The sequence below is a fragment of the Bradyrhizobium sp. Kon10 genome (assembly GCF_055807395.1).
The window spans coordinates 184,708-208,926 of the sequence record NZ_JBVVOZ010000002.1; the positions used below are offsets into that span (position 1 = coordinate 184,708).

Annotated in this window: 21 protein-coding genes; 11 read left to right on the top strand and 10 right to left on the bottom strand. The window is 63.8% G+C overall.

The window, feature by feature from the left end; genetic code table 11:
• Positions 1 to 180 precede the first annotated feature (180 nt).
• Positions 181 to 1,146 (bottom strand): sensor histidine kinase, encoded by a 966-nt coding sequence (locus AC0L2O_RS03920; protein ID WP_409192760.1) that lies wholly within the window; start codon positions 1,144 to 1,146, stop codon positions 181 to 183.
• Between the two features lie 179 nt (positions 1,147 to 1,325).
• Here AC0L2O_RS03920 and AC0L2O_RS03925 point away from each other — a divergent pair, with 179 nt between their 5' ends.
• On the top strand, positions 1,326 to 2,168 hold the full coding sequence (locus AC0L2O_RS03925) for an SDR family NAD(P)-dependent oxidoreductase (RefSeq protein WP_369720379.1): 843 nt from the start codon (positions 1,326 to 1,328) through the stop codon (positions 2,166 to 2,168).
• Between the two features lie 98 nt (positions 2,169 to 2,266).
• On the opposite strand, the gene AC0L2O_RS03930 is transcribed toward AC0L2O_RS03925, so the two are convergent.
• The 3 genes from AC0L2O_RS03930 to AC0L2O_RS03940 all read right to left on the bottom strand — a co-directional run bounded on the left by AC0L2O_RS03930 (position 2,267) and on the right by AC0L2O_RS03940 (position 5,700).
• Positions 2,267 to 3,643 carry a cytochrome P450 gene (locus AC0L2O_RS03930; protein ID WP_473368776.1) on the bottom strand — a complete coding sequence of 459 codons (1,377 nt, stop codon included), beginning with the start codon at positions 3,641 to 3,643 and terminating at the stop codon, positions 2,267 to 2,269.
• Positions 3,644 to 3,785: 142 nt separating this feature from the next.
• Entirely contained in the window at positions 3,786 to 5,021 is a 1,236-nt protein-coding gene (locus AC0L2O_RS03935; RefSeq protein ID WP_473368777.1) for an LLM class flavin-dependent oxidoreductase, read from the bottom strand.
• Between the two features lie 124 nt (positions 5,022 to 5,145).
• The gene (locus AC0L2O_RS03940; RefSeq protein ID WP_473368778.1) at positions 5,146 to 5,700 is read right to left on the bottom strand and encodes a hypothetical protein; all 555 of its coding nucleotides are present in this window, start codon (positions 5,698 to 5,700) and stop codon (positions 5,146 to 5,148) included.
• A gap of 164 nt (positions 5,701 to 5,864) precedes the next feature.
• Between AC0L2O_RS03940 and AC0L2O_RS03945 the strand changes: the two genes are divergently transcribed.
• The 3 genes from AC0L2O_RS03945 to AC0L2O_RS03955 all read left to right on the top strand — a co-directional run bounded on the left by AC0L2O_RS03945 (position 5,865) and on the right by AC0L2O_RS03955 (position 7,895).
• On the top strand, positions 5,865 to 6,419 hold the full coding sequence (locus tag AC0L2O_RS03945) for a hypothetical protein (protein ID WP_473368779.1): 555 nt from the start codon (positions 5,865 to 5,867) through the stop codon (positions 6,417 to 6,419).
• A gap of 19 nt (positions 6,420 to 6,438) precedes the next feature.
• On the top strand, positions 6,439 to 6,621 hold the full coding sequence (locus AC0L2O_RS03950) for a hypothetical protein (RefSeq protein ID WP_473368780.1): 183 nt from the start codon (positions 6,439 to 6,441) through the stop codon (positions 6,619 to 6,621).
• A gap of 95 nt (positions 6,622 to 6,716) precedes the next feature.
• Positions 6,717 to 7,895: an extracellular catalytic domain type 1 short-chain-length polyhydroxyalkanoate depolymerase gene (locus AC0L2O_RS03955; protein WP_473368781.1), complete on the top strand. Its 1,179-nt coding sequence runs from the start codon at positions 6,717 to 6,719 to the stop codon at positions 7,893 to 7,895.
• Between the two features lie 153 nt (positions 7,896 to 8,048).
• Here the strand turns inward: AC0L2O_RS03955 and AC0L2O_RS03960 are convergent, their stop codons facing one another.
• Entirely contained in the window at positions 8,049 to 8,741 is a 693-nt protein-coding gene (locus AC0L2O_RS03960) for an MBL fold metallo-hydrolase (RefSeq protein WP_473368782.1), read from the bottom strand.
• A 173-nt stretch (positions 8,742 to 8,914) separates the two neighbouring features.
• Here AC0L2O_RS03960 and AC0L2O_RS03965 point away from each other — a divergent pair, with 173 nt between their 5' ends.
• The gene (locus tag AC0L2O_RS03965; protein ID WP_473368783.1) at positions 8,915 to 10,519 is read left to right on the top strand and encodes an alpha-amylase family glycosyl hydrolase; all 1,605 of its coding nucleotides are present in this window, start codon (positions 8,915 to 8,917) and stop codon (positions 10,517 to 10,519) included.
• Between the two features lie 137 nt (positions 10,520 to 10,656).
• Here AC0L2O_RS03965 and AC0L2O_RS03970 read toward each other — a convergent pair whose 3' ends face one another.
• Positions 10,657 to 12,330 (bottom strand): alpha-amylase family protein, encoded by a 1,674-nt coding sequence (locus AC0L2O_RS03970; RefSeq protein ID WP_473368784.1) that lies wholly within the window; start codon positions 12,328 to 12,330, stop codon positions 10,657 to 10,659.
• A 237-nt stretch (positions 12,331 to 12,567) separates the two neighbouring features.
• Here AC0L2O_RS03970 and AC0L2O_RS03975 point away from each other — a divergent pair, with 237 nt between their 5' ends.
• Entirely contained in the window at positions 12,568 to 13,059 is a 492-nt protein-coding gene (locus AC0L2O_RS03975) for an MmcB family DNA repair protein (RefSeq protein ID WP_473368785.1), read from the top strand.
• Positions 13,060 to 13,212: 153 nt separating this feature from the next.
• Here AC0L2O_RS03975 and AC0L2O_RS03980 read toward each other — a convergent pair whose 3' ends face one another.
• Both AC0L2O_RS03980 and AC0L2O_RS03985 read right to left on the bottom strand, forming a co-directional pair.
• Positions 13,213 to 13,767 carry an ActR/PrrA/RegA family redox response regulator transcription factor gene (locus AC0L2O_RS03980; protein WP_369720389.1) on the bottom strand — a complete coding sequence of 185 codons (555 nt, stop codon included), beginning with the start codon at positions 13,765 to 13,767 and terminating at the stop codon, positions 13,213 to 13,215.
• Positions 13,768 to 13,884: 117 nt separating this feature from the next.
• Entirely contained in the window at positions 13,885 to 15,195 is a 1,311-nt protein-coding gene (locus AC0L2O_RS03985; protein ID WP_473368786.1) for an ActS/PrrB/RegB family redox-sensitive histidine kinase, read from the bottom strand.
• Positions 15,196 to 15,319: 124 nt separating this feature from the next.
• On the opposite strand from AC0L2O_RS03985, the gene AC0L2O_RS03990 reads away from it, so the two are divergent.
• The 4 genes from AC0L2O_RS03990 (at position 15,320) to AC0L2O_RS04005 (ending at position 19,584) form a co-directional block, all read left to right on the top strand.
• Entirely contained in the window at positions 15,320 to 16,123 is an 804-nt protein-coding gene (locus AC0L2O_RS03990) for an ABC transporter ATP-binding protein (RefSeq protein WP_473368787.1), read from the top strand.
• Between the two features lie 135 nt (positions 16,124 to 16,258).
• Positions 16,259 to 17,077, top strand: a complete 819-nt coding sequence (locus AC0L2O_RS03995) for an ABC transporter permease (RefSeq protein ID WP_473368788.1) — start codon at positions 16,259 to 16,261, stop codon at positions 17,075 to 17,077.
• A 121-nt stretch (positions 17,078 to 17,198) separates the two neighbouring features.
• Positions 17,199 to 18,527, top strand: coding sequence for a polyhydroxyalkanoate depolymerase (locus AC0L2O_RS04000; RefSeq protein ID WP_369720393.1), 1,329 nt, complete (start codon positions 17,199 to 17,201; stop codon positions 18,525 to 18,527).
• Between the two features lie 217 nt (positions 18,528 to 18,744).
• A complete protein-coding gene (locus AC0L2O_RS04005; protein ID WP_409191422.1) occupies positions 18,745 to 19,584 on the top strand; it encodes a M48 family metallopeptidase in 840 nt (279 codons plus the stop codon).
• Positions 19,585 to 19,931: 347 nt separating this feature from the next.
• On the opposite strand, the gene AC0L2O_RS04010 is transcribed toward AC0L2O_RS04005, so the two are convergent.
• Positions 19,932 to 22,142, bottom strand: coding sequence for a transglycosylase domain-containing protein (locus AC0L2O_RS04010; RefSeq protein ID WP_473368789.1), 2,211 nt, complete (start codon positions 22,140 to 22,142; stop codon positions 19,932 to 19,934).
• Between the two features lie 167 nt (positions 22,143 to 22,309).
• On the opposite strand from AC0L2O_RS04010, the gene AC0L2O_RS04015 reads away from it, so the two are divergent.
• Positions 22,310 to 22,735, top strand: coding sequence for a DUF1330 domain-containing protein (locus AC0L2O_RS04015; protein ID WP_473368790.1), 426 nt, complete (start codon positions 22,310 to 22,312; stop codon positions 22,733 to 22,735).
• A 137-nt stretch (positions 22,736 to 22,872) separates the two neighbouring features.
• On the opposite strand, the gene AC0L2O_RS04020 is transcribed toward AC0L2O_RS04015, so the two are convergent.
• Positions 22,873 to 24,099, bottom strand: a complete 1,227-nt coding sequence (locus AC0L2O_RS04020; RefSeq protein WP_473368956.1) for an ABC transporter substrate-binding protein — start codon at positions 24,097 to 24,099, stop codon at positions 22,873 to 22,875.
• Positions 24,100 to 24,219: the final 120 nt, after the last annotated feature.

A 24,219-nucleotide genomic window follows, 5' to 3' on the forward strand; every position in this document is an offset into this window, starting at 1 on the left:
CTCTCCCGTAGGGAGAGGTCGGATCGCATCGAAAGATGCGATCCGGGTGAGGGGTTACAGTCTCACCGAACGCTGCGGCCCCTCACCCGGATTGCTCTGGACGATGCTTCGCATCGCCAGGAGCAATCCGACCGCTCCCCGCTGGGGAGAGGTGAACCGAGCGACCGATTGTCATCACCTTTATTCGCTCCTGGGGATGCGGCATTGCATGATGCAATGCAGCCCGGTCTTCAGGTAGGAGATCTCGGCCTTGCCGTCGAAGGCGGATAGCGCCGACTTCAGCAGCTTGGTGCCGAAGCCCGGCGCAGACACCTGATCGATGCTCGGCCCTTCGGTTTCGTCCCAGGTGATGGCCAGACGGTCGTCGCTGACGGTCCATGAGACCTGCAACAGCCCCCGCGGCGCTGAGAACGCGCCGTACTTGCCGGCGTTGGTCGCGAGCTCGTGGAACATCAGTGACAGCGTCACCGCGAGCTTCGGCGGCAGGAACAGCCGGTCGCCGTTGAGAGTAAAGCGGACGTGGCCGTAAGGGCCGAGCTCCGAGATCAGGAGATCGCGGATATCGCAGCCGGCCTTGTCGATCCGCGAGATCAAATCGTCGGTGGCCGCCAGCGAGCGCAGCCGCGGGTCGATTCGGGCCCAGACCTGCGGCTGATCGTGCAGCACCTGGTGCAGCACGGCGTGCACGGTCGACAGCTTGTTCTTCAGCCGGTGCTGGAGTTCGTCGACCAGCAGCTTGCGATAGTCCTCTTCCTCGATCAGGCGCCTGGAGATCCGGCGCTGCTCCGCCAGCATCGTGCGATAGTGCTCGACGCCCCAGATCGTCAGCGCACAAACGCCCCAATAGAGCGCCAGCAGCGCGAACCGCGCGCGATCGGCAAAGGCGTCACCGAAATTCAGGGCCACGCCGAGCACGCCGCCGACCAGCGCCGTGATGACGCCGATCCGCAAGCCCCCGAACGCGGCGGCGAAGAACACGGCCGGAAAATACGGCGTGAAGTAGACGTCGGGGCGCACATGCGCGAGGCCCCAGCGCGCCAGCGTCGCGAGCAGCACGCAGGCTAACGCAAAGACCATGCTCAGGCCGAGCGACGGCGTAGCCAGGCCTTGCCAGCTCTTGCGGAATTCCTCGATCAGCTTCCCCATGCGCAGCCCGGTTGCCATGTGCGTTCGAAACTCGAGTGGCAGGTGAAGATGTTACGCATGCCGCCCGCACAAGCAAAGCTTGCCTTGTCGCGAGCCGGCAGGGATAGTGACTGCCGCGGCTCCGTCATTGATCGGCGTCGGCCTTTTGGCATCAAATCGTTCGAAAACAGGAACATTCCATGGGCAGGCTGGACGGCAAGGTTGCGGTGATCACGGGTGCGACGAGCGGGATCGGATTGCGCACCGCAGAAGTCTTCGTTGCCGAAGGTGCCAAAATTGTGATCGCGGGGCGGCGTATACCAGAAGGCGAGGCGCTGGCGAAGCAGCTCGGCGCCTCCTGTGTCTTCCGCCAGACGGATGTGACCGTCGAAGGGCAGATGCAGGCGCTGATCGCGCTCGCGGTGGAGAAATTCGGCAGGATCGATTGCCTGTTCAACAATGCCGGCGGCCCGGCCCAGACCGGCGGCATCGAAGGCCTCGAGGTCGAACGCTTCGACGTCGCGATGGCAACGCTGGTGCGCAGCGTCATGCTCGGCATGAAGCACGCCGCGCCCATCATGAAGAAGCAGGGGTCAGGCAGCATCATCAACAATGGCAGCATCGCCGGCCGCCTCGCCGGGTTCTCCTCCTCGATGGTCTACGGCGCGGCCAAGGCCGCGGTGATTCATTTGACCAAATGCGTGGCGATGGAGCTTGGCGAGTCCAACGTCCGCGTCAACTCGATCTCGCCCGGCGCGATCGCCACCGGCATTTTCGGCAAGGCGCTGGGACTGTCGACCGAAGCCGCCGAAAAGACCCCGGCCGTCATGCGCGAAGTCTACAAGAGCGCGCAGCCGATTCCGCGTGCAGGTCTTCCCGACGACATCGCGCAGGCCGCATTGTTCCTGGCGAGCGACGAATCGAGCTTCATCAACGGCCACGATCTCGTCATCGACGGCGCCATGACGGGCGGCCGCAACTGGAGCCAGCAGCAACAGGGCTATGTCGCGCTGCGCAAGGCGTTCGATCAGGGGGCCGGGTAGTTTTCGTCATTGCGAGGAGCCCTTGCGACGAAGCAATCCAGGCTGTTTCCGCAGAGGCAGTCTTGATTGCTTCGCTTCGCTCGCAATGACGACTGGGGTTACACCGCCTTCACCGTCACCCACAAACCATCTCGCGGCTTCGGGATCGGCCACATCTGCCAGTCCGGCTTGTAACCCGGCTCGAGCGACACCTCGATATTCTGCAGGAAGTGCCGCGCGAAGCACTTTGCCTGCATGTAGGCGAAGTGCAGGCCGAGGCACATATGCGCGCCGCCGCCGAACGGCACCCAGGCGAAGCGGTGGCGGTTGCGCTGGGCGTCCTCGGTGAAGCGCGAGGGATCGAAGCGATCCGGCTCCGGCCAGATATCCTTCATGTGATGCGTATAGAGCGGATTGACGCCGATCGCGGTGCCGGCGGGAATCGTGAAGCCCTTGAAGCTGAAGTCACGCATCGCGCGGCGCGGCATCGACGGCACCGGCGGCTTGATCCGCAGCGCCTCCTTGAACGCCATCTCCGACAGCGGCATCTTGTCGAGATCGTCAAAACTGGTCGGTGCATCCGCGGCCAGCCCGAGTGCAAGAACCTCCGCGCGCAGCTTGTTCTGCCAGTCCGGATTGGCGGCGAGCTCGCCGACAAAGGACGTCAGCGACGAGGTCAGCGTGTCGTGCGCCGCCATCATCAGGAAACTCATGTGGTCGATGATGTCTTGCTCGGAGAGCAGCGCGCCGTCCTCATGGGTGGCATGGCAGAGCTGCGAAAACAGGTCCTCACCGCCTTCCCTGGCGCGGCGGAGCGGGATCTGCTCGCGGAAATAGGCGACGATGCGCTTGCGCCCATTCACGCCGCGCGCCATCTGCGTGCCCGGCAGCGGACGGCGGATCGGGGTGACGGCGGCAGCGACCATGTCGATAAAGGCGCGGTTGATCTCGTCGACCTCAGGCCCGATATCGGCACCGAGGAACGACTTCGCGGCGAGGTCGAGCGTGAGCTGCTTCATCGCCGGATAAAGCTGCATCTTGCCGGGAGCCGTTTTCCATTGGACCACCCTCGCGGCGATGCCGCGGTCGAGGTCGCTGAGATAGGACTTCATCGGCCCGGACTTGAACGCGACCGAGAGCGCCTTGCGGTGCAGCCGGTGCTCGTCGAAATCGAGCAGCATCAACCCGCGCGGAAACAGCAGACCGAGCACCTTGTTCCAGCCATGGGTCGAGGAAAACAGCTTCTGCTGGTCGAACAGCACGAGCTCGTTGGCTTCGGGCCCGAGCAGCACGACATTGGTCTCGCCGAACAGATGGGTGCGGTAGACCGGGCCGTATTTGGCGCCGCTCTTTTCAATGTGCCCCTTTGGGTCGGCCAGCACTTGAAAAGTCTTGCCGATGATCGGCCAGCCCTCGTCGCCGGGGATGTGCGTCAGCTCGTTGCGCTTGGGCGGCGTGAAGCTGAGCGCAGGCGAGGCCACATTCTGCATCGACATGACGATTGCTCCGGTTGGACGTCCGAACAGAAATCTCGCGCCTCGGCATCATTGCGGCCTCAGCCGGGCTGACCAGGTCAGCATAGCACAGGCCGATACCCCCTGCTTATGATCCTCGTTACAAGCGTGGCGGTGATAGGGCTTACCGCTTCGCCGCTTCCTTCTGCAGATCAGGCGCGTTGACCGCCGGAATCGCAACGCGGCCGGGACCGGTCACCTTCAGCGCCTCGGCCGCCTTCTCGTTCTCCATGATCTTGGCCATCACGGCCTGTCCCGCGCGTTCGAAGATCGCGCGGTTCTCGATCACGAATTTTTGCGACTTGCGAAGTGCGTCGATGTAGCCGTTGATCTCCGGCACGACATAGCGTGCGACCATGTCCCAGCTCCGGCGCGTGTTCTCCGGATTGGCCCAGTCGTGCACGAAGCCGATGACAGCGCCGACGCCGCCCGACACCTGCATGACTTTCTTGATCATCTTGACGAGATCGTCCGGCGTGCCGATGACGGAGGCCGCACCGTCGACGAAAGCGGTCTTGTCGACGGCCTCATCGGGCGATGCGAACGCGGTGAGGCCCGGCCGTTGCAGCGTGCCGACGTTATATTCATTGTGCCAGCGCATCAGGCCGGCGCCGGCCTCGCGGCGGGCCTGCTCGCGGGTTTCGGCGACATGCCAGGTCAGCAGCACGCGCCAGTTCGCGCGATCGACCCTGGTGCCGTGCTTCTTGGCCGCGTCCTCGGCGAATTGCCATTGCTGCTGCAGCGACATCAGGCCCTGCGTCGTCATCGAGCCCAGCGAGATGATGCCGATGCCGTATTTGCCGGCGAGCGTCATGCCGGATGGCGAGATTTGCGAGGCCACGACGAACGGCATTTCCTCCTGCAACGGCAGGATCTGGAGCGCGGCGTCGTTCATGGTGAACCAGTCGCTCCTGGCGGTGACGCGCTCGCCGTTGAAGAGGCGGCGGATGATGCCGATCGCCTCGTCCTGGCGGTCGCGCTGCGTCATCGGGTCGATGCCGAGCGTGTGCGCGTCGGAGGCAAGCGCGCCGGGTCCGGAGCCGAAGATGGCGCGGCCGCCGGTCATGTGATCGAGCTGCACCATGCGCTGGGCAACGTTGTAGGGATGGTGATAGGGCAGCGACACCACGCCGGTGCCGAGCTTGATGCGCTTGGTGCGCTCGCCGGCGGCGGCCAAGAACATCTCGGGCGACGCGATCGTCTCCCAGCCGGAGGAATGATGCTCGCCGCACCAGAACTCGTCGTAACCAAGCGCATCGAGCTGCTCGACCAGGTCGAGATCGCGCCGGAACTGAAGCATCGGATGCTCCCCGATGGGGTGATGCGGGGCAAGGAAAGCTCCGAACTTCAGGCGCGCCATGGCGTTTCTCCGCTTGGATTTTTTGTTTGTTGGAGCCGCGAGGCTACGTGCTGAGGCCCGCGAACGCAATCGCACGATGTCCCGCGTAGCGGAATGCAGGCATGCGCGATGGTGTGTGACAGGCTTATGGCGATTGTTGCCACGCATGCAGTCGGCGCACGGATTCCGGCGTCAGGCTGTACGCCGCCACTGTCGACGCGGACACACGTGCGGCATTCGCAGGATCCCACAACAGTCGGCCGGTGACGACGGCCAGCGGCACGGCGACCCAGGGATCCGACCGTATCGGAACCAGCTCCTCCCGCGCGCCGCGATAGCGGCCTGAACCGGTCGCGAGTTGCGCAAGTTCGCTGAGGACATCCCGACGGCGCTTCCGCCGCTGGGCGGCGTCGAGCAGCCCCATGATGCCTAGCCGGGTCACGATTCCGGCCTTTCCGGGCGCCTGTGCCGGTGGGTTCTGGCCGAGCGAGACCTGCAACAATGCGCCGGGCAGGTCGACGCCGGAGAGCCAGGCGTTCATCGGCTCGACGAGCCGCGGATTCGCATCGATGAAATAGGGCGTGCCGGACGCAGCTTCGCGGATGTAGTCGAACGACAGCGCGCCGTGCCAATCGAGCGCGCGGCCGATCGTCTCGACGATCGCGCGCACGTCGCCGTCGACCACGCTCTGTTTGAGCACGTCCCCGCCGCCCGGCCCTTCCAGAACCTGGCGATAGATACGACGAGACGTCCGCGGTCGAAGATCGCCTGCGTTCGCTCCAGTGCGCCGGCGATTGCCTGCTGCATCAGGAGGCCGCTGCCGATGGCGTTGTCCTGTTCAAGACGTTGCACGAGCATGTCGCGTTGCCGCTCGTCCTTTACGTGCCAGACGCCTACGCTCGCCGTTCCGAACGCGGCCTTGACGAAGAACGGATAGCCGCTCGCTCCGGCAAGGTCGTCGGCGGAACGGATGAGTTCGGTTCGAGGTTGCGGCACGCCGAGCCGCGTCAGCAGGCTCGCAAACGCGGCCTTGCTCTGGACCTGCTCGAAGGCTGCAAAGTCCGCGAGAGCCAGGCCGACATTGGTCGGGAATTGCTTCCGCGCCGCCGCGAACAGATAGGCCTGCTCATGGACCGGAAGCACGGCGTCGATCGCGTTGGTCTTGATGACATCGAGCACCGCCGCGAGATAGCGATCGGGATCGGCACCTGCGGCAGGCGCCGCGTGGACGCGCGTCACGAAGCGGGAGAAGCGCCCGAGGCAGAGCGGATCGCTCGACATCAGCGCGACCCGGTGGCCGGCAAGTCCCAGCGCCGTGATGGCTTCGCGCGCGGACAGGCTCGATCCCTCGCTCAGCAGGATTTTCGGCTGTCCCGGACTCATCTGCGCGCCCCAAAGTCACGTGACAATCTGGCATAGAATCGGCAATGCGGCCGGAGTGGCCGCAATCGGCACGGTGTTCTTTGCGGTCGAAGCCTTGCAATCATCGCGCGCAGGCATCGTCGTCTCGCTCGCGCCGTTTGTGACATTAATCATGATCTGCGCGCATTTCCGGCGTGGATGTGTCGCGCCGCTGCACGAAGTTGAGGCATTGCGGTTAACGCGGGCGGATTTCCCGTGAATATTCCGCTGATTGACAGCACACACACTTTTTATTTTGCGCTGCAGCAACTATCTGGTCTGGGTGACGTTGAAGTCGCCTGCCAGGAGCTTTCGTTGTCGTTAACCAGAAATGTCGAACTGTTGAGACGTCTGCCGAAGCTGGACGGTCTGCGCTTTCCCGAGTTCGGACTGAGCGCTGCATCATCCAGTCCGCTGCAAGAAGTCACGGACTTCGGCGAAAACCCCGGCAACCTGCGCATGCTCGCATTCGTGCCGACACAATTGCAGAAGCCGCGCGCGCTCGTCGTTGTCTTGCATGGCTGCGGCCAGACCGCGGCGGGCTACGACCTCGGCGCGGGATGGTCGACGCTGGCGCGGCATTACGGCTTTGCGCTGTTGATGCCCGAGCAGCAGCGTTCCAATAACGCCAACACCTGTTTCAACTGGTTCAACGCCGAGGACATCGCGCGCGACAGCGGCGAGGCGCGCTCGATCCGCGAGATGGTCGCGCACATGGCCGAAGCCCACCGCATCGACCCGCGGCGCGTCTTCGTCACCGGTCTCTCGGCCGGCGGCGCCATGACGTCGGTGATGCTTGCGACCTATCCGGACGTGTTTGCGGCCGGCGCTGTGATCGCGGGGCTGCCCTACGGCATCGCCTCGAACCTGCGCGAGGCACTGGATGGCATGTTTCATTCGCCGGTGCGGCCGGCGCACGAGCTCGGCGATCTCGTGCGCAACGCCTCGCCCCATCGCGGGCCCTGGCCGAAAATGTCGGTGTGGCATGGCAGCGCCGACCGCACCGTCAATCCCGGCAACGCCAACGAGATCGTCAAACAATGGCTCGACCTGCACGACCTGCCCGCCGTGCCAATGGCCGAGACCAATGTCGACGGCTATCCGCGCCAGGCCTGGTGGAACAAGGACGGCGAGACGCTGGTCGAGTTCTACAACATTGCCGACATGGCACACGGCACGCCGCTCGGCATCGCCGACAACGATCAGCGCTACGGTGTGGAGGGTGCGTTTCTGATCGAGGCGGGCATCTCCTCGTCCTATCACATCGCGAAATTCTTCGGCCTGACCGGCTGGATTCCGGACGCGAAGACCAAGCCGGAGCCAAGGCCTGCCGCCGCGCCGGCGCCGAAAATGTCGCCCGCCCCGCATCTCGCCCGCTCGATCCGCACGGCCGTCGCCGACAAGCCGGCCGGGCCGAAGCCGGAGCAATCGCGCGGCTTCGATCTCGGCGCAGTCATCACGCGGGCGCTGACCGCCGCGGGGTTGATGAAGTAGCTCTTCGTCGTTCCGGATCTGCGCTTACGCTTTGTCCGGGACGACAGTTGAGTTTGTGGCGCTGTATCAACCGGCGTCTCGCCGCGATCCGCGAATGGGGCGAACGCAATTTGGGCGGACCCGCGGCGTTCGCGGATGCGGCGGAATAGGCGCTCACATCTCGCCGGTGATGAACGGATTGGTCATCCGTTCCTGGCCGATGCTCGAGCCCGCGCCATGGCCGCAGATGAAGCCGACATCGTCGCCAAGCGGCAGCAGCTTGGCCTTGATCGAATTGATCAGCGTCGCATGACTGCCGCCGGGCAGGTCGGTGCGCCCGACGGAGCCTGCGAACAGGACGTCGCCGACATGGGCGAAACGCATGTCCTTGTTGTAGAACACCACGCTGCCGGGCGAGTGGCCGGGGCAATGCAAGATATCGAACTGCAGGCCGCCGATCGAGACGGTGTCGCCCTCTTCGAGCCAGCGGTCCGGCGCAAAGTTGCGCACGCCGGTCATGCCGAAGCGCGAGCCGCTCTCCACGACATTGTCGAGCAGGAACTTGTCCGCGATATGCGGCCCCTCGATCGGCACCTTCAGCGCATCACGCAATTCGGCGGCGCCGCCGACATGGTCGATATGGCCATGAGTCAGCCAGATTTTTTCCACGGTGACGCCGGTCTGCTTGATCGCCTCCAGGATCTTCGGCACGTCCCCGCCGGGATCTATCACCACGGCCTTCTTGCCGGGCTCGTCCCAGATGATGGTGCAGTTCTGCTCGAACAGCGTCACGGGAACGATGATCGCGCCGGCTTTGGCCTGCGAGGAGTCCTGAGTATTATCTTGGGTGTCATTTTGCTCGGTCATGGCGCCACAATGCCGATTTTTGGCCTATGGCCAAGCAAAAGATTCGTGCCGTGGCGCGGGAACAGCGGTGCTGGCCGTCACACGACCGTCCCATTTCGCCTGCTGATTTGAACTGGGGCGTTGCTGTCGCGTTCTCCCGCGCGAGGGGCAGTTTCTTGGATGGGTTTTCCGGCATGGCTCAACGCGGCGAGAACTGGTGGCGCGACGGCATCTTCTATCAGATCTATCCGCGCTCGTTTCAGGACTCAAATAGTGACGGCGTCGGCGATCTCGCCGGCATTTTGCGGCGGCTGCCTTATGTGAAATCACTCGGCGTCGACGCGATCTGGCTGTCGCCGATCTTCCCCTCGCCGATGGCCGATTTCGGCTACGACATCTCGGACTATAGCGGTATCGAGCCTCTGTTCGGCACGATGGCGGATTTCGACATGCTGCTTGCGGCCGCGCATGACAACGGGTTGAAGCTGATCCTCGATCTCGTGCCCAACCACACCTCCGACCAGCATCCCTGGTTCGTCGAGAGCCGCTCATCGCGCGACAATCCGAAACGTGATTGGTATATCTGGCGCGATCCCAAGCCCGACGGCGGCGCTCCGAACAACTGGCTGTCCGAGTTCGGCGGCAGCGCGTGGCAATTCGACGACACCACGGGGCAATATTACTACCACGCATTCTTGGCCCAGCAGCCGGATCTCAACTGGCGAAATCCGGACGTGCGCGCGGCGATCTACGACGTGATGCGGTTCTGGCTCGAGAAGGGCGTTGACGGGTTTCGCGTCGACGTGATCTGGCACCTGATCAAGGACGCCGAATTCCGCGACAATCCGCCAAACCCGCATTATGTCGAGGGCCGGCCGCCCAACGAAAAAATCCTGACGCAATATTCCACTGACCAGCCGGAGGTGCATGACGTCATCGCCGAGATGCGGCGCGTCGTCGATTCCTACGGTGCGCGCGTGCTGATCGGCGAGATCTATCTGCCGCTGCACCGGCTGATGGCCTATTACGGCAACGATCTCACCGGCGCGCAGATGCCGTTCAATTTCGCGCTGCTGTCGACGTTCTGGAGCGCGCGCGCGATCGAGAAGATCATCGAAGATTACGAGCAGGCGCTGCCGAAAGGTGCCTGGCCGAACTGGGTGCTCGGCAACCACGACCGTCCGCGGGTGGCGAGCCGCGTCGGGCCGGAGCAGGCCCGCATTGCCGCGATGCTGCTGCTGACGCTGCGCGGCACGCCGACGCTCTATTACGGCGATGAGATCGGCATGCATCAGCTGGCGATCGCGCCCGAGGACGTCCGCGACCCCTTCGAGAAGAACGTCCCCGGCATCGGCGTCGGCCGCGACGGTTGCCGCACGCCGATGCAATGGGACTCGTCGCGCTTCGCCGGCTTCTCGGAGGTCAAGCCGTGGCTGCCGCTGCCGGGGGATCATGTCCATGAAAACGTCGTCAATCTCGACGCCGACGCGCGTTCGATCCTCACTCTGTACAAGCGCCTGATCGCGTTCCGGAAGGCCTGTCCGCCGCTGGTGGCGGGCGACTATCATCCAATCGCGGCGCAAGGCGATTTGCTGATCTACCGCCGAGAAGCCGAAGGCAAAGCGGTGATCGTAGTGCTCAATCTCGGCCCCGAACCGATCGCCGTCACCACCAGCTCGATCCGCTTCGGCAGCGAGATCTTGCTGTCGACGTTTCTGGATCGCGAGGGCGAGAAGGTCGAGGGTGTGCTGGATCTGCGCGGCAATGAGGGCGTGGTGGTTGCGCCGCCAGATCCATAGCGACGGCAGAGGAGGATGGCCGACACCATCTCCCCGTCATTGCGAGCGCAGCGAAGCAATCCAGACTACCTCCCCGGAAAGACTCCGGATTGCTTCGCTGCGCTCGCAATGACGATTGTGGAAACGGCGGAGCAAAACTACCGTGTCTCGATCTCACTCCGCTTCAGCAGATAATCCAGCCCGCCGACGCGGTACCAGCGATAGCCATAGGGCTCCAGCACCACGCGATGCTGGCCGCGCTTGTCGGCATGGCTGTGGTTTTCCGCGAGCAGGTTGATGAGATGCTCGCCGACATCGCCGGGCAGCTGCACCGAAAACGCGGTCTCGCGCGGCTTCTCGTCGAGATTGTGCACGAACAGCACCGAATTGTTGCGCCAGTCGTAGCGGATGATCAAGACCGCGGGGTCTCGCGTCCGGATGATCGTGAAATCGCCCCAGCCGATCTCGGGCACTTCCTTGCGCATGCGGATGATGCGCTCGGTCCAGTTCAGCATTGAGTTCGGATCGCGGCGCTGCTTGGCGACGTTGACGTGCTCGAAGCCGTAGGGCCCCTCGCTGATGACGGGCAAGGCCGGCGTGTCGCTGATGGTGAATCCGCCGTTCGGCTCCGTCGACCATTGCATCGGCGTGCGCGCGCAGTTGCGCTCCGGCAGCGAAAGATCATCGCCCATCGCGATCTCGTCGCCATAGCGGATCACCGGCGTCCCCGGCAGCGTGCACATCAGGCTATAGGCGAGCTCCAGCCGCCGGCGGTCGCCACCCAGCATCGGCGCCAGACGGCGGCGGATGCCGCGGTTATAGAGCTGCATGTCCTTGTCGGGGCCGAAGCATTGGAACACGCGGTCGCGCTGCGTCTCGGTCAGCCGGCCGAGATCGAGCTCGTCGTGATTGCGCAGGAACAGCCCCCATTGCGCCGAGGCCGGCCGCGGCTTGGTCGCCTTCAGCGCCTGCGCCAGCGGACGGGAATCGGACGAGGCCAGCGCATAGAACAGATGCTGGTTGACCTGGAAGTTGAACATCATGTGCATGCGGTCGGCATCGCGTCCGAAATATTCCATGTCCGTCTTGGGCAGCACGTTGGCCTCGGCGAGGATGATGGCGTCGCCCTGCCGCCATTGCAGGAATTCACGAAACGTACGCAGCATGTCGTACTGCTCGGCCGGCTTCTTGACCTTGGCGCCCTTGGTCGCGATGACGAAAGGTACGGCGTCCATCCGAAAGCCGGAGACGCCGAGCTGGATCCAGAATCCCATGATCTTGAGGATCTCGGCCTGGACGCGCGGGTTCGACGTGTTGAGATCCGGCTGAAAATCGTAGAAGCGGTGGAAGTACCAGGCGCCGGCTTCCTTGTCGCGCGTCCAGGTCGATTTCTGAACGCCGGGAAACACCATGCCCTGGTTGGCGTTGGCCGGCTTCTTGTCGGACCAGACATACCAATCGCGATAGGGCGAATTCCTGTCGCTCCGCGCCGCCTTGAACCAGGGATGCTGGTCCGACGTGTGGTTGACGACGAGATCGATGATGACGCGAATGCCGCGCTGCTCGCAGCCATGGGTGAATTCGACGAAATCGCCGAGCGTGCCGTAGCGGGCATCGACGCTGTAATAATCGGCGACGTCGTAGCCATCGTCGCGTCCCGGCGAGGTCTGGAACGGCATCAGCCAGATCGTGGTGATACCGAGCCCGTGCAGATAATCCAGACGCCGCAACAGGCCCTTGAAATCGCCGATGCCGTCGCCGTTGGCATCCATATAGGTGCCGACGGAGAGGCAATAGATGATGGCGTTCTTGTACCAGAGATCGTCGATCATGCGCGAGCGGCCTCGATGGGTCCGCCCGGGGCGGCGGCTGCGTGATAAGTGCGTTGGGAAGGGGAGGTTCCGTCCGCCGTCGTCCTGGACAAGCGAAGCGCAGATCCAGGACCCATTACCACAGGGCACAGTTTGACGAGGACTGGTGGTTATCAGCTCGTGCGACAGCGACCTCTTGGGGTAATGGGTCGTGGCTTTCGCCAGGACGACAACGGAGGAATCGGCTAATCTCCCCGCATGGACAACCCCGCCCGCAACATCACGCTCGTGCCGCCGCCGGACCGCCGCCAGTCCGAGACGGCGCTGGCGATCGCGCGTGGCACGGCGCGGCTGCTGCGTTCGCTCGGGTTCTCCTGCATCAGCGAATTGCCGCTGCCGTCGGGACGGCGCGCCGATCTGGTGGCGCTGAACGAACGCGGCGAGATCTGGATCGTCGAGATCAAGTCGTCGGTCGAGGATCTCCGCGCGGATCAGAAATGGCAGGAATACCGCGCGCATTGCGACCGGCTGTTCTTTGCGTTTACGCAGGATTTGCCGTGCGAGATCTTTCCGCAAGACACCGGCTTGATCGTCGCGGACGCCTACGGCGCGCATCTGCACTGCGAGGCACCCGAGCACAAGCTCGCTGCGGCGACGCGCAAGCAGATGACCGTGCGCTTCGCGATGGCAGCGGCGTTGCGCATCAACCGGCTGGTCGATCCGCAAGGACACGCGGAATTTTGGGAATAGCCCGGTCTCGCGTCCCGGACGCGCTGCAACGCTTCAGCGTTGCTGCGCAGAGCCGGGACCCAGCACGCGGCGATTCGAGCTGAGGCATGGGCCCCGGCTCAGCAGCGCATCACTTCGTGCTGCGCAGCGTCCGGGGCACGGTAGCCGTGAGCATCAGCGCGGTGCTCGCTTCGCGAGAATCCGCTGCAACGTGCGCCGGTGCATGTTCAGCCTGCGCGCTGTTTCCGAGACGTTGCGGTTGCACATCTCGTAGATGCGCTGGATGTGCTCCCAGCGCACGCGGTCGGCCGACATCGGATTCGCCGGCAGCTCGGACTTGTCTCCGCCGGTCGAGAGCAGCGCGGCGACGACGTCGTCGGCGTCCGCCGGCTTCGAGAGATAATCGATCGCCCCCATCTTCACCGCGGTCACCGCGGTGGCGATGTTGCCATAGCCGGTCAGCACGATGGCGCGGGCTTCGGGGCGCTTCTTCTTCAGCGCCGAGACGACATCGAGGCCATTGCCGTCGCCGAGCCGCAAATCGACCACTGCGAAGGCCGGTGCGGACTTGCCGATCTGAGCCAGACCATCCGAGACGCTGTCACACGACGTCACCGCGAAGCCGCGCGTTTCCATGGCGCGCGACAAGCGCTCCAGAAACGGCTTGTCGTCCTCCACGATGAGAAGCGAGCGGTCGGTCTGTTCGTTGAATTCGGCGATGGCGGTCAAGATTTTGTCCTCTCTCCAGCGCGTCTACATATGGCCTCGCAAAGCGGCGGTGCCAAGGCCCTCAATACAAGGCCGCCAATCGCCGATCGCCGCTTCGGTGCGACGCAAGGTCGCGGTCTATCCTATTGTTTCGTCGAAAGTCTCGATAGCCTCAAAACGCTGGCGCGGCCATGCGATCTGGACCACTGCACCGTGGTCCGGGAAGGTTCGGTTGGTAAACGAGACCTTGGCCCCGGTGCGTTCGAGCAGCGTGCGCGCGATGAACACGCCGAGTCCCAGGCCACCGCCGGCCTCCTGGGTCCGCCGCCGCGACAGATAGGGCTCGCCAATCCGTTTGATCAGATCGGGCGGAATGCCGGGGCCGTCGTCGGAGATCACGATCTCGATCGTGTCGTTGTTCCACCACGCGTTCACTTCCACAGTGGTGCGGGCGAAATCGACCGCGTTCTCGACGATGTTGCCGACGCCGTAGAGGATGGCCGGATTGCGCGAGCCGACCGGCTCGGCCACGGCGGCAATCGCGATCCGCACCTTAATGTCGACGCCGAAATCGCGGTGTGGCGCCACCACTTCTTCGATGAGTTCCGACAATTTCATGCGGTCGAACGGCGCGCCGCTGGAGGAGAGCTGGGTGATCTTGCTCAAGATGTCGCGGCAGCGCTGCGTCTGCTCGCGCAGGGTCTTCAGATCGGCGGCAAAGACGGGCTCCTTCACCGTCTTTTCCAGCTCGCGCGAGATCAAGAAGATGGTCGCAAGCGGCGTGCCGAGCTCGTGCGCGGCGGCCGCGGCGAGCCCGTCGAGCTGGGTCAGATGCTGCTCGCGCGTCAGCACCAGCTCGGTCGCGGCCAGCGCGTCCGCAAGCTTGCGCGCCTCCTCGGTCACCTGGAACGAGTAGAGGCTGGTGACGCCGATCGCAAGCACGATCGAGAGCCAGACTCCGACGAGATAGATCGGCGGCAGCACCAGCGGATCATCGGAATCCCACGGCAGCGGCAGATGGAAAACGAACAGGATGGAGGCACAGGCGACAGCCAGCAGACCAAGGCCGAAGGTGAGGCGAGCGGGCAGCACGGTCGCCGAGATCAGCACGGGTGCGAGGAACAGGAACGAGAACGGGTTCTGCAATCCGCCGGTGAAGAACAGCAGCCCGGCCAGTTCCACGATGTTCAGCGCCAGCAGTCCGGCCGCCTGGATCGGCTCCAGCCGCCCCATCGGGTTGGCGACGGTCTGCAGCGCCAGATTGAGCGCCGCCGACAGGCCGATGATGCTAACGCAGGGGACGATCTCGACGTTGAACTCGAGCCCCTGCGCCACGATGAAGATCGCGGCGAGCTGGCCCAGCACCGCGAGCCAGCGCAGCCGCAGGATGGTATCCAGGCGGATGTGGCGCTGCGTGTGACGGAAGTCGGAAGCGGCAGTCTCGGTCATCTCAGCCAATCTAGCGGTGCGTGCGCCCGCTCACAAACACGCTGGCGCGCGCATTCGCTCTGGTTACAAACCTGTTACATTCAAGCCTTGCACTCGGTCGCGCAATGGCGGAAGAACGCCTAGCATGACCGGGAACGACAACGCTTCAAGTTGGCCGACTGTCGCGGATGGCATTTCGTCTGCGGCAATAGAGGTCGACCGCCTCGTCAAGGTCTACAAGCAGACCCGCGCGGTTGACGGCATCTCTTTCTCGCTTCCCCGCGGCAGCATCACCGGCCTCCTCGGCGGCAACGGCGCCGGCAAGACCACCACCATCGCGATGATCATGGGCCTGGTGCTGCCGACCTCCGGCCGCGTGCGGGTGCTCGGGCATCGGATGCCGGAGGAGAGCGCCGCCGTGCTGGGGCGGATGAACTTCGAGAGCCCCTATGTCGACATGCCGATGCGGCTCACCGTGCGGCAGAACCTCACCATCTTCGGCAAGCTGTATGCGGTGAAGCACCTCGCCGACCGCATCGCGAAACTGGCCGACGATCTCGACCTCACCGAGTTCATCGACCGCGCCAATGGCAAGCTGTCCGCGGGGCAGAAGACCCGCGTCGCGCTCGCCAAGGCGCTGATCAACCAGCCCGAGCTGTTGCTGCTGGACGAGCCGACTGCCTCGCTCGATCCTGATACGGCCGATTGGGTGCGGGCGCATCTGGAGACCTATCGCAAGGCGCACAATGCCACCATCCTGCTGGCCTCGCACAACATGCTCGAGGTCGAGCGGCTCTGCGACCGCGTCATCATCATGAAGCGCGGCCGGGTCGAGGACGACGACACGCCCGGGGCCATCATGGCCCGCTACAACCGCACCACACTGGAGGAGGTATTCCTGGACGTCGCGCGGGGCCGGGTGAATGGCGCGCAGGAGGCGGCAAGATGAGCGGGCCCCTATGTTTTGGCCGTAGCCCGGATGGAGCGCAGCGTAATCCGGGGCCTCGTCGCTTGGGGCACGATTCCCGGATTGCGCTGCGCTCCATCCGGGCTACACGCTCCATCCGGGCTACGCGGCGCGGCCATGAGTGAACTGTCCCTCCTCCCCGGCATCTCCACGCAACGCATCGGCGCGATGATCCTGCGGTACTGGTATCTCTTGATGTCGTCCTGGCCGCGGCTGCTCGAGCTGCTGTACTGGCCGGCGCTCCAGGTCATCACCTGGGGATTCCTCCAGCTCTACATCGCGCAGAACGCCAATTTCTTCGCGCGCGCCGGCGGCACGCTGATCGGCGCGGTCATCCTGTGGGACATCCTGTTCCGCGGGCAGCTCGGCTTCTCCATCTCGTTCCTCGAGGAGATGTGGGCGCGCAACATCGGCAATCTCATGATGAGCCCGTTGAGGCCGATCGAGTTTCTGCTGTCGCTCATGATTATGAGCCTGATCCGGCTTGCGATCGGAATCATCCCGATGACGCTGCTGGCGCTGTTCCTGTTTCACTTCAATGTCTACAGCCTCGGCCTGCCGATGATCGCCTTCTTCTGCAACCTGATCTTCACCAGCTGGTCGGTCGGCATCTTCGTCTCGGGGCTGGTGCTGCGAAACGGCCTGGGAGCCGAGAGCATCGTCTGGACCTTGATGTTCGCGATCCTGCCGCTTGCCTGCGTCTACTATCCCGCCAGCGTCCTGCCGGACTGGCTGCAATATGTTGCCTGGTCGTTGCCGCCGACTTACGTGTTCGAGGGCATGAGAGCGCTGCTGATCGAGCAAACCTTCAGGACCGATCTGATGCTGGATGCGTTGGCCATCAACGCGGTGCTGCTGGTTGCTTCGTTTGGGGCATTCCTTGCCCTTTTGCGCAGCGCCAAGAAAAACGGCTCGCTGCTGTCCGGCGGCGAATAGCTTCACTTTCCCGTGGATTCAGGCTGGTTTAACCGTCTGCGACACGTAGATGTACGGAACCATGCATTGACGCAATATTACGCATTCGGCAGTATGCTGCGATGCGAAGAGGAATTTGATCATGCCTATTGGTGAGTTTGGCGGCGCACCGCCTTTGGCGAGCGAAGGCAGTCCGGTCCTGACCACGCCGATGTACTGGATGTACGAGATGGCGCAGGCCTCTCTCAATCCGGCGCGCGCCGTCACCGACGCGACCAAGCTGTTGTTTCAGAATCCGCTGAATCCCTGGGCGCGCACTGAAATCGGCAAGTCGGTCGCCGCGGCCTGCGAATTGTTCGAGCGCACCACGCGCCGCTATGGCAAGCCGGAATGGGGTCTCGATGACACCGAGGTCAACGGCATCCGCGTTCCGGTCGAGGTCCGTCCGGTCTGGGAAAAGCCGTTCTGCCGGCTGCTCTACTTCGAGCGCAAGTTCGCGCGTCCGCTGCGCAGCCCGCAACCGCGCGTGCTGATCGTCGCTCCGATGTCCGGCCATTACGCGACGCTGCTGCGCGGCACCGTTGAAGCGTTCCTGCCGGCGCACGAGGTCTACATCACCGATTGGGCCGACGCCCGCATGGTGCCGCTCAGCGAAGGCCGCTTCGATCTCGACGACTACATCGATTACGTCATCGAGATGCTGCATGTCCTCGGCGGCAACACCCATGTGATGGCGGTGTGCCAGCCCTCGGTGCCCGTCGTCGCCGCGGTGTCGATCATGGAAGCGCGGCGCGATCCGTTCGTGCCGACCTCGATGACGCTGATGGGCGGCCCGATCGACACCCGCCGCAATCCGACCGGGGTGAACAACCTCGCCCAGGAGCGCGGCATCGACTGGTTCCGCAATCACGTCATCACCAAGGTGCCATTCCCGCATCCGGGCATGATGCGCGACGTCTACCCGGGCTTCTTGCAGCTCAACGGCTTCATCAGCATGAATCTCGACCGGCACATGGATGCCCACAAGCAGCTGTTCGCCAATCTGGTGAAGGGCGATGGCGACCTTGTCGACAAGCATCGCGACTTCTACGACGAATATCTCGCGGTGATGGATCTCTCGGCCGAGTATTATCTGCAGACCGTCGACACCGTGTTCGTGAAGCATTCGCTGCCGAAGGGCGAGATGACCCATCGTGGAACACGCGTCGATCCCTCCAAGGTCACGCGCGTCGCATTGATGACGGTCGAAGGCGAGAACGACGACATCTCCGGCCTCGGCCAGACCGAAGCGACGCACGCCTTGTGCAGTTCGATTCCGGATCATCGCCGTGTTCATTACGTCCAGAAGGGCGTCGGACATTACGGCGTGTTCAACGGATCGCGTTTCAAGTCGGAAATCGTGCCGCGCATTCATGATTTCATGGTCTCGGCCGCGAATCCGAACGCAACGCAGGCTCTCGCGGCCGAATAACCACGTATTTCGGCTTTCCCGCTGCAAATTGCGACGTCCCGGAGCCGCTGAGAGGGCTCCGGTTCCCGCCAGATTCGCGGTATTTAGGTAGCTTTATAGGAGTGAGTCGCGCCTCAGCACTTGGGGGTGTCGCATGCGTCCGGCGGGGGCGAAAAATCGGGGTTCCAACCCCAGTCTGTAGGGCCTCCCGGGCACCAGACCGCTGTATATTGGGCAAATGATTTGTTTTTGCGCCGAGCGCTTTCCCTGGCGGTGGTTATGGCAGAATCCGGGCGAACTCCTGCCCCCCGGACTGACAGACATGGCCACTCGCGCGCTCCTCTACCGTCGGCCCCACGAACCGAAGACCCTCCTGATCACCCACGGATCGCAATATTTCGCGATCAGATTGCGCCGCCATCGTCGGGCGCGCCGTTACACGCTCAGAATTCATCCGAGCGATCGCGAAGCCATCCTCACCATGCCGCCGCGCGGCACGCTCGCCGAGGCAAAGGACTTCGCGCAGCGTCATGGCGCGTGGATCGCCGCACGTCTCGGCCGTTTGCCGAAGGCCGCGCCGTTCCAGCCTGGCACAGTGATACCGCTTCGCGGCGTTCCCCATCGCATCGTGCATCGCGCGGGCCAGCGCGGCACGGTGTGGACCGAGGTGCGCGATAGCGGCGAACGCATCATCTGCGTCGCCGGCGGCGTCGAACATGCCGACCGCCGCGTCCATGACTTCCTCAAGCGCGAAGCGCGTCACGATCTTCAGCGCTCGGCCGAGGCCTATGCCGGCGAGCTCGGCGTCAAGGTCAAGCGGCTGTCGATCCGTGATCAGTCCAGCCGCTGGGGCTCGTGCACCTCGGCGGGCTCGCTGTCGTTCTCCTGGCGCCTGATCCTCGCACCGCCCTACGTGCTCGACTACCTCGCCGCGCACGAAGTCGCCCATCTCGTCGAGATGAACCACTCGGCGCGGTTCTGGCGGGTGTGCGGAAAAGTCTGCCCGTCGATGGAGCGCGCCAAGAAATGGCTCGATACATACGGCAACGACCTGCACCGGTACGGGGTCGAGGATTAGGCTGGGCTCTCACTCTCTTGTCGTCCCGGCGAAGGCCGGGACCCAATAGCCATAGGGCGTCGTTTGACGAAGACCAGGCGTTCGGTACGCCCAGCTTCCGCGACCGATAAATCACGCGGTATGGGTCCCGGGCTTCGCCGGGACGACAGCAAGGTGAGGCAACGTTTTTCCCGTTTCGCGCGAGTCACCTCACTCGCCGCGACGATCGCGCGGCGCGCTCGATTTGCCCTGTCGCATCAGAGGTTTCAGGCAACCCGCCGCGCATCGCTCCAGCAATCACCGCCTACTGTGCATGGGGTTGTTTTCAAGTTTTTCTACTTGGGGGTCACGGAGACCTCAGGCCGAAGCTATCTGTTCCCGCCAAACAGCCGGTCCATCAGCCAGCCATCGAGCCCCGCCGCCGCTTCCGGCCGCGCATTGGCACGCGTGGGGGGAAGGCGATAGCCGCTGTTGCTGGCCGGTGCGGGCGCTGCCGCTGTTGGCGGCGACACCTGCGAGGCGGCCTGCGCGAGGTTCGACACGCCCCAGCCGGCTTGCGAGTTCGGTAATGCTGCCACCGGCACGCCCTCGTGCGCGGTCTTCATGAAGCGCGACCAGACTTCCACCGGCAGGCCGCCGCCGGTTGCCTTCTTGGTCGGCGAGTTGTCGTCGTTGCCGAGCCAGACGCCGGTGACGAGGTTGGCGGTGTAGCCGATGAACCAGGCGTCGCGGTAATCCTGGCTGGTTCCGGTCTTGCCGGCCGCCGGCCAGCCCGGGATCTCGGCCTTCTTGGCGGTGCCGGAGATCAACGTCTCCCGCATCATCGTGTTCATCATTGCCACGTAGCGGGGCTCGATGACCTGGTTACGTTCGTCCGCCTGGCGCATGTACAGCAGCTTGCCGTCGAGCGTCTTGATCCGCGTCACCACATGCGGCACCACCGCGAAGCCGCCATTGGCGAACGGTGCATAGGCGCCGACCAGCTCGACGACGGAGACCTCCGAGGTGCCGAGCGCGATCGAGGCATTGGGCTCGAGCTTCGAGGAGATGCCGAGCCGGTGCGCGGTGCGCACCACGTTCTTCGGTCCGACCTCGAGCCCAAGGCGAATGGCAACCGTATTGAGCGACATCGCCAGCGCCTGGGTCAGCGTCACCGCGCCAAAATATTCGTGCGTGTAGTTCTCGGGCTTCCAGCCCTTGACCTCGATCGGCGCATCCTGGCGGACGGTGTCGGGCGTCAGGCCCTGCTCGAGCGCGGTCAGGTAGACGAACGGCTTGAACGAGGAGCCCGGCTGGCGCTTGGCGGTCACGGCGCGGTTGTACTGGCTCTCGGCATAGTTCCGCCCTCCCACCATGGCGCGCACGGCGCCGTCGGGCGTCATCGCCACCAGCGCGCCCTGGCTGACATTGAACTTGACGCTCTTTGCCGCAAGCTCGTCGATGATGGCGGCTTCCGCCACGCTTTGGAGTTTTGGATCGATCGTGGTCTCGACCGTGATGCTCTGGTCGATCTGGCCGACCAGATCGTCCAGCACCTCGCCGATCCAGTCGGCGACGTAGTTGATGGTGCCGGCGCCGACCGGTTTCACATTGTAGGAGGGATGGCCGATCGAGGCCTGCGCCTGCGCGTCGGTGATGAACTTTGCGTCCGCCATCGCCGCCAGCACGATTTGCGCGCGCGCTTCCGCGCCTTCCGGATTGCGATTCGGCGCCAGCCGCGAGGGCGATTTGACCAGGCCGGCCAGCATGGCGGCTTCGGCGATCGTCACGTTCTTCGCCGACTTGCCGAAATAGCGTTGTGCCGCGGCCTCGACGCCATAGGCGCCGGAGCCGAAATAGACGCGGTTGAGATAGAGCTCCAGGATCTCGTTCTTGGAATGCTTGCGCTCCAGCCAGATCGCGAGCTCGGCCTCCTGCAGCTTGCGCGCCATGGTGCGCTCCTGCGTCAGGAACAGGTTTTTCGCGAGCTGCTGCGTCAGCGTCGAGCCGCCCTGCGAAACGCCGTGATGCAGCACGTTCGTCACCGCCGCGCGCAAGATACCGATCGGGTCGATGCCGAAATGCGAATAGAAGCGGCGGTCCTCGATCGCAATGAACGCCTTCGGCAAGTACGGCGGCAGATCCTTCAGCGACACGTTCGCGCCGGCCATCTCGCCGCGCTGCGCCAGCATGCTGCCGTCCATGCCGACGATCTGAATCGTCGGCGGGCGCTGGGGGATTTCCAGCGACTGGATCGGCGGCAGATGGGCGCCGACCCAGACCACGACGCCGACCACGGCGATCACGCCCCACAGACTCAGCACCGCGCCCCAGTAGACGAGGCGGCCAAGGCGGGCGCCGATGCGCGACTTCGATCGGCGCCTGGCGCCGCTGCGGCTGGCCGGCGCCTTGCGCTCGCGCGGCGGCTCGTCGCTGGAATTCTCGTTGTTGCGCTTGGCGGATGATTTCGCCGACTTTTTCGGCTTGTCGTCGGCATTGGGGATACGGTCCGCCACCGTCAGGCGCAGATCGGCGAGCGCTGCGGGCAAGCCGAATAGCGGCTCCTTCCGTCCGCTACCCTTTTTCTTTCCCAACCCCATACGAAAACGCCCGGTCAGCCCGCCCCGCCGCACGCTAGCGGGGGCTGTTTAAGGCCCGGTTACCCAGAGCTTAACGCGCGATTAGGAGGTGCGGCATTCATCCGCCGCAGTTTCGCTGGCCTGGTGACGGAGCTAGGATTTCCGGCAGAAAAGCAGAGGGAACTCGCATGGGCCACATCGATCCGACCAAGGAGATTTTCGCGCAATTCCGGGACAACGACCGCCCGGGTCCGATCCAGATGCTCAATCTGGTGCGGCTGCGCAAACAGGCCGCCTATCCGGACGGCCGCAAGGCCAGCGGCGCGGAAGCCTATGCCGTCTATGGCCGCGAGAGCGGCCCGGTGTTCGAGCGGCTGGGCGGCCGCATTATCTGGCAGGGCAAATTCGAGCTGATGCTGATCGGCCCCGAAACCGAGCGCTGGGACCATTGCTTCATCGCCGAATACCCAAGCGTCGCCGCCTTCGTCGAGATGATCCGCGACCCCGTCTATCGCGAAGCGGTGAAGCATCGCCAGGCCGCGGTGGAGGATTCGCGGCTGATCCGGCACGCGGTGCTACCGGTGGGCAAGAACTTCGGCGAGGTACCAAGTTGAATGGTGTGTGGCGATTCTCTCGCCACCGTCATGGCCGGGCCTGACCCGGCCATCCACGCCTTGCTTTGTCTCTCCAAGAACGTAGATGCCCGGGACAAGCCCGGGCATGACGTCGTTGAGGCAGTTGTGTTCGATAACTAACCCGCCGGACCCGCATCCTCCAGGATCGGGCCGAACAGCTCCCAGCGTTCGCCGTTGAACTTCATCATCTGAAGCTGCTTGTTGACGCGATAGTCGTCCGGCGTGGTGTTGGCGACAATGCCGGGCAGCGACAAATCGAGCTCAACATTCTTCAGGTGGGTCGCTACATTCATGACGTTCTCGCGGGTCAGATTGTCGCCGCACTTCTGGAGCACGTAGATCATCAACTGCGAAGTCGAATAGCCGTAGCTGTTGAAGCTCGAGTCCTTGTCGCCCTCAGGATAGTACTTCGCCATGAACTCGAAATACTTCTTCATGCCCGGATCGTCCTTCCATGTCGGGTCGAGAGGATCCTTGCCATAGTTGACGCTGATCACGCCCTTGGAAGCTTCGAGCCCCGCGGGCTTCATCACAGCGCCGACTGACGTAGCATTGATGTCGAGGATCTGCACCGGATGCCAGCCGAGCTCGGCGATCTTCTTGATCGCCTGCGCGGCCTGCTTCGGCGTCGTCGCGCTGAAGAACAGGTCCGCGCCGGCATCCTTGATCCTGAGAACCTGAGAATCGACGGTTGGATCCGACACCTCGTAGGAAGCCTCCGCCACGATCATGCTGGAGGCCTTGTCGCCGAGGCCGGCCTTGATGCCGTTCAGATAGTCTTTGCCGAGGTCGTCGTTCTGATAAAGGATTCCGATCTTGGCGGCTGGGTAGTTCTTGATGATGTACTGGCCGTAGATACGGCCTTCGACGAAGTAGTTGGGATTGAACCCCATCGTCCACGGGAAGTTCTTGGGATCGGTGAATTTGGAGGCGCCCGTGGCGGCGAACAGCTGCGGCACCTTCTTGGCGTTCAGATATTTCTGCACAGCCGCGTTCGACGGCGTGCCGAGAAGCTGGAAGGTCAGCAGCACCTCATCGCTCTCGACCAGCTTGCGGACCTGCTCGACCGCTTTAGGCGGGCTGTAGGCGTCGTCATACTGCACCAGGTTGATCTTGCGGCCATTCACGCCGCCCTGATCGTTGATCATCTTCATGTAGGCGGCCTGCGTCTTGCCGATGGTGGCGTAGGCAGAGGCGGGCCCGCTGAACGGATTGGTCTGGCCGATCTTGATCTCGGTATCGCTGGCGCCGGGGTCGTATTTCTTCTGGGCACTGGCTGACGAAACCGACAGCGCCAACGCGAGCGCGGTCCCCGTGACCAGATGCAAAAGCCCGTTCCTCATCTGCATTTATCTCCCTTTGGTCTCGTCGATGGTCCTGTTGCGCCATCGCTCGCTGCGGATAGTGGAGGAACCGTTTGTGCAACGCAAGGTCGGCGCATGCTGGCTTTTGGTAGCGGTTAA

Coding starts and splice junctions, on each gene's coding strand:
- AC0L2O_RS03935 (WP_473368777.1), bottom strand. CDS start 5,021: ATGGCGCGCCTGAAGTTCGGAGCTTTCCTTGCCCCGCATCACCCCATC.
- AC0L2O_RS04010 (WP_473368789.1), bottom strand. CDS start 22,142: ATGGGGTTGGGAAAGAAAAAGGGTAGCGGACGGAAGGAGCCGCTATTC.
- AC0L2O_RS04020 (WP_473368956.1), bottom strand. CDS start 24,099: ATGAGGAACGGGCTTTTGCATCTGGTCACGGGGACCGCGCTCGCGTTG.
- AC0L2O_RS03960 (WP_473368782.1), bottom strand. CDS start 8,741: ATGACCGAGCAAAATGACACCCAAGATAATACTCAGGACTCCTCGCAG.
- AC0L2O_RS03985 (WP_473368786.1), bottom strand. CDS start 15,195: ATGACCGAGACTGCCGCTTCCGACTTCCGTCACACGCAGCGCCACATC.
- AC0L2O_RS03995 (WP_473368788.1), top strand. CDS start 16,259: ATGAGTGAACTGTCCCTCCTCCCCGGCATCTCCACGCAACGCATCGGC.
- AC0L2O_RS03920 (WP_409192760.1), bottom strand. CDS start 1,146: ATGGGGAAGCTGATCGAGGAATTCCGCAAGAGCTGGCAAGGCCTGGCT.
- AC0L2O_RS04015 (WP_473368790.1), top strand. CDS start 22,310: ATGGGCCACATCGATCCGACCAAGGAGATTTTCGCGCAATTCCGGGAC.
- AC0L2O_RS03970 (WP_473368784.1), bottom strand. CDS start 12,330: ATGATCGACGATCTCTGGTACAAGAACGCCATCATCTATTGCCTCTCC.
- AC0L2O_RS04000 (WP_369720393.1), top strand. CDS start 17,199: ATGCCTATTGGTGAGTTTGGCGGCGCACCGCCTTTGGCGAGCGAAGGC.
- AC0L2O_RS03965 (WP_473368783.1), top strand. CDS start 8,915: ATGGCTCAACGCGGCGAGAACTGGTGGCGCGACGGCATCTTCTATCAG.
- AC0L2O_RS03975 (WP_473368785.1), top strand. CDS start 12,568: ATGGACAACCCCGCCCGCAACATCACGCTCGTGCCGCCGCCGGACCGC.
- AC0L2O_RS03990 (WP_473368787.1), top strand. CDS start 15,320: ATGACCGGGAACGACAACGCTTCAAGTTGGCCGACTGTCGCGGATGGC.
- AC0L2O_RS04005 (WP_409191422.1), top strand. CDS start 18,745: ATGATTTGTTTTTGCGCCGAGCGCTTTCCCTGGCGGTGGTTATGGCAG.
- AC0L2O_RS03925 (WP_369720379.1), top strand. CDS start 1,326: ATGGGCAGGCTGGACGGCAAGGTTGCGGTGATCACGGGTGCGACGAGC.
- AC0L2O_RS03930 (WP_473368776.1), bottom strand. CDS start 3,643: ATGTCGATGCAGAATGTGGCCTCGCCTGCGCTCAGCTTCACGCCGCCC.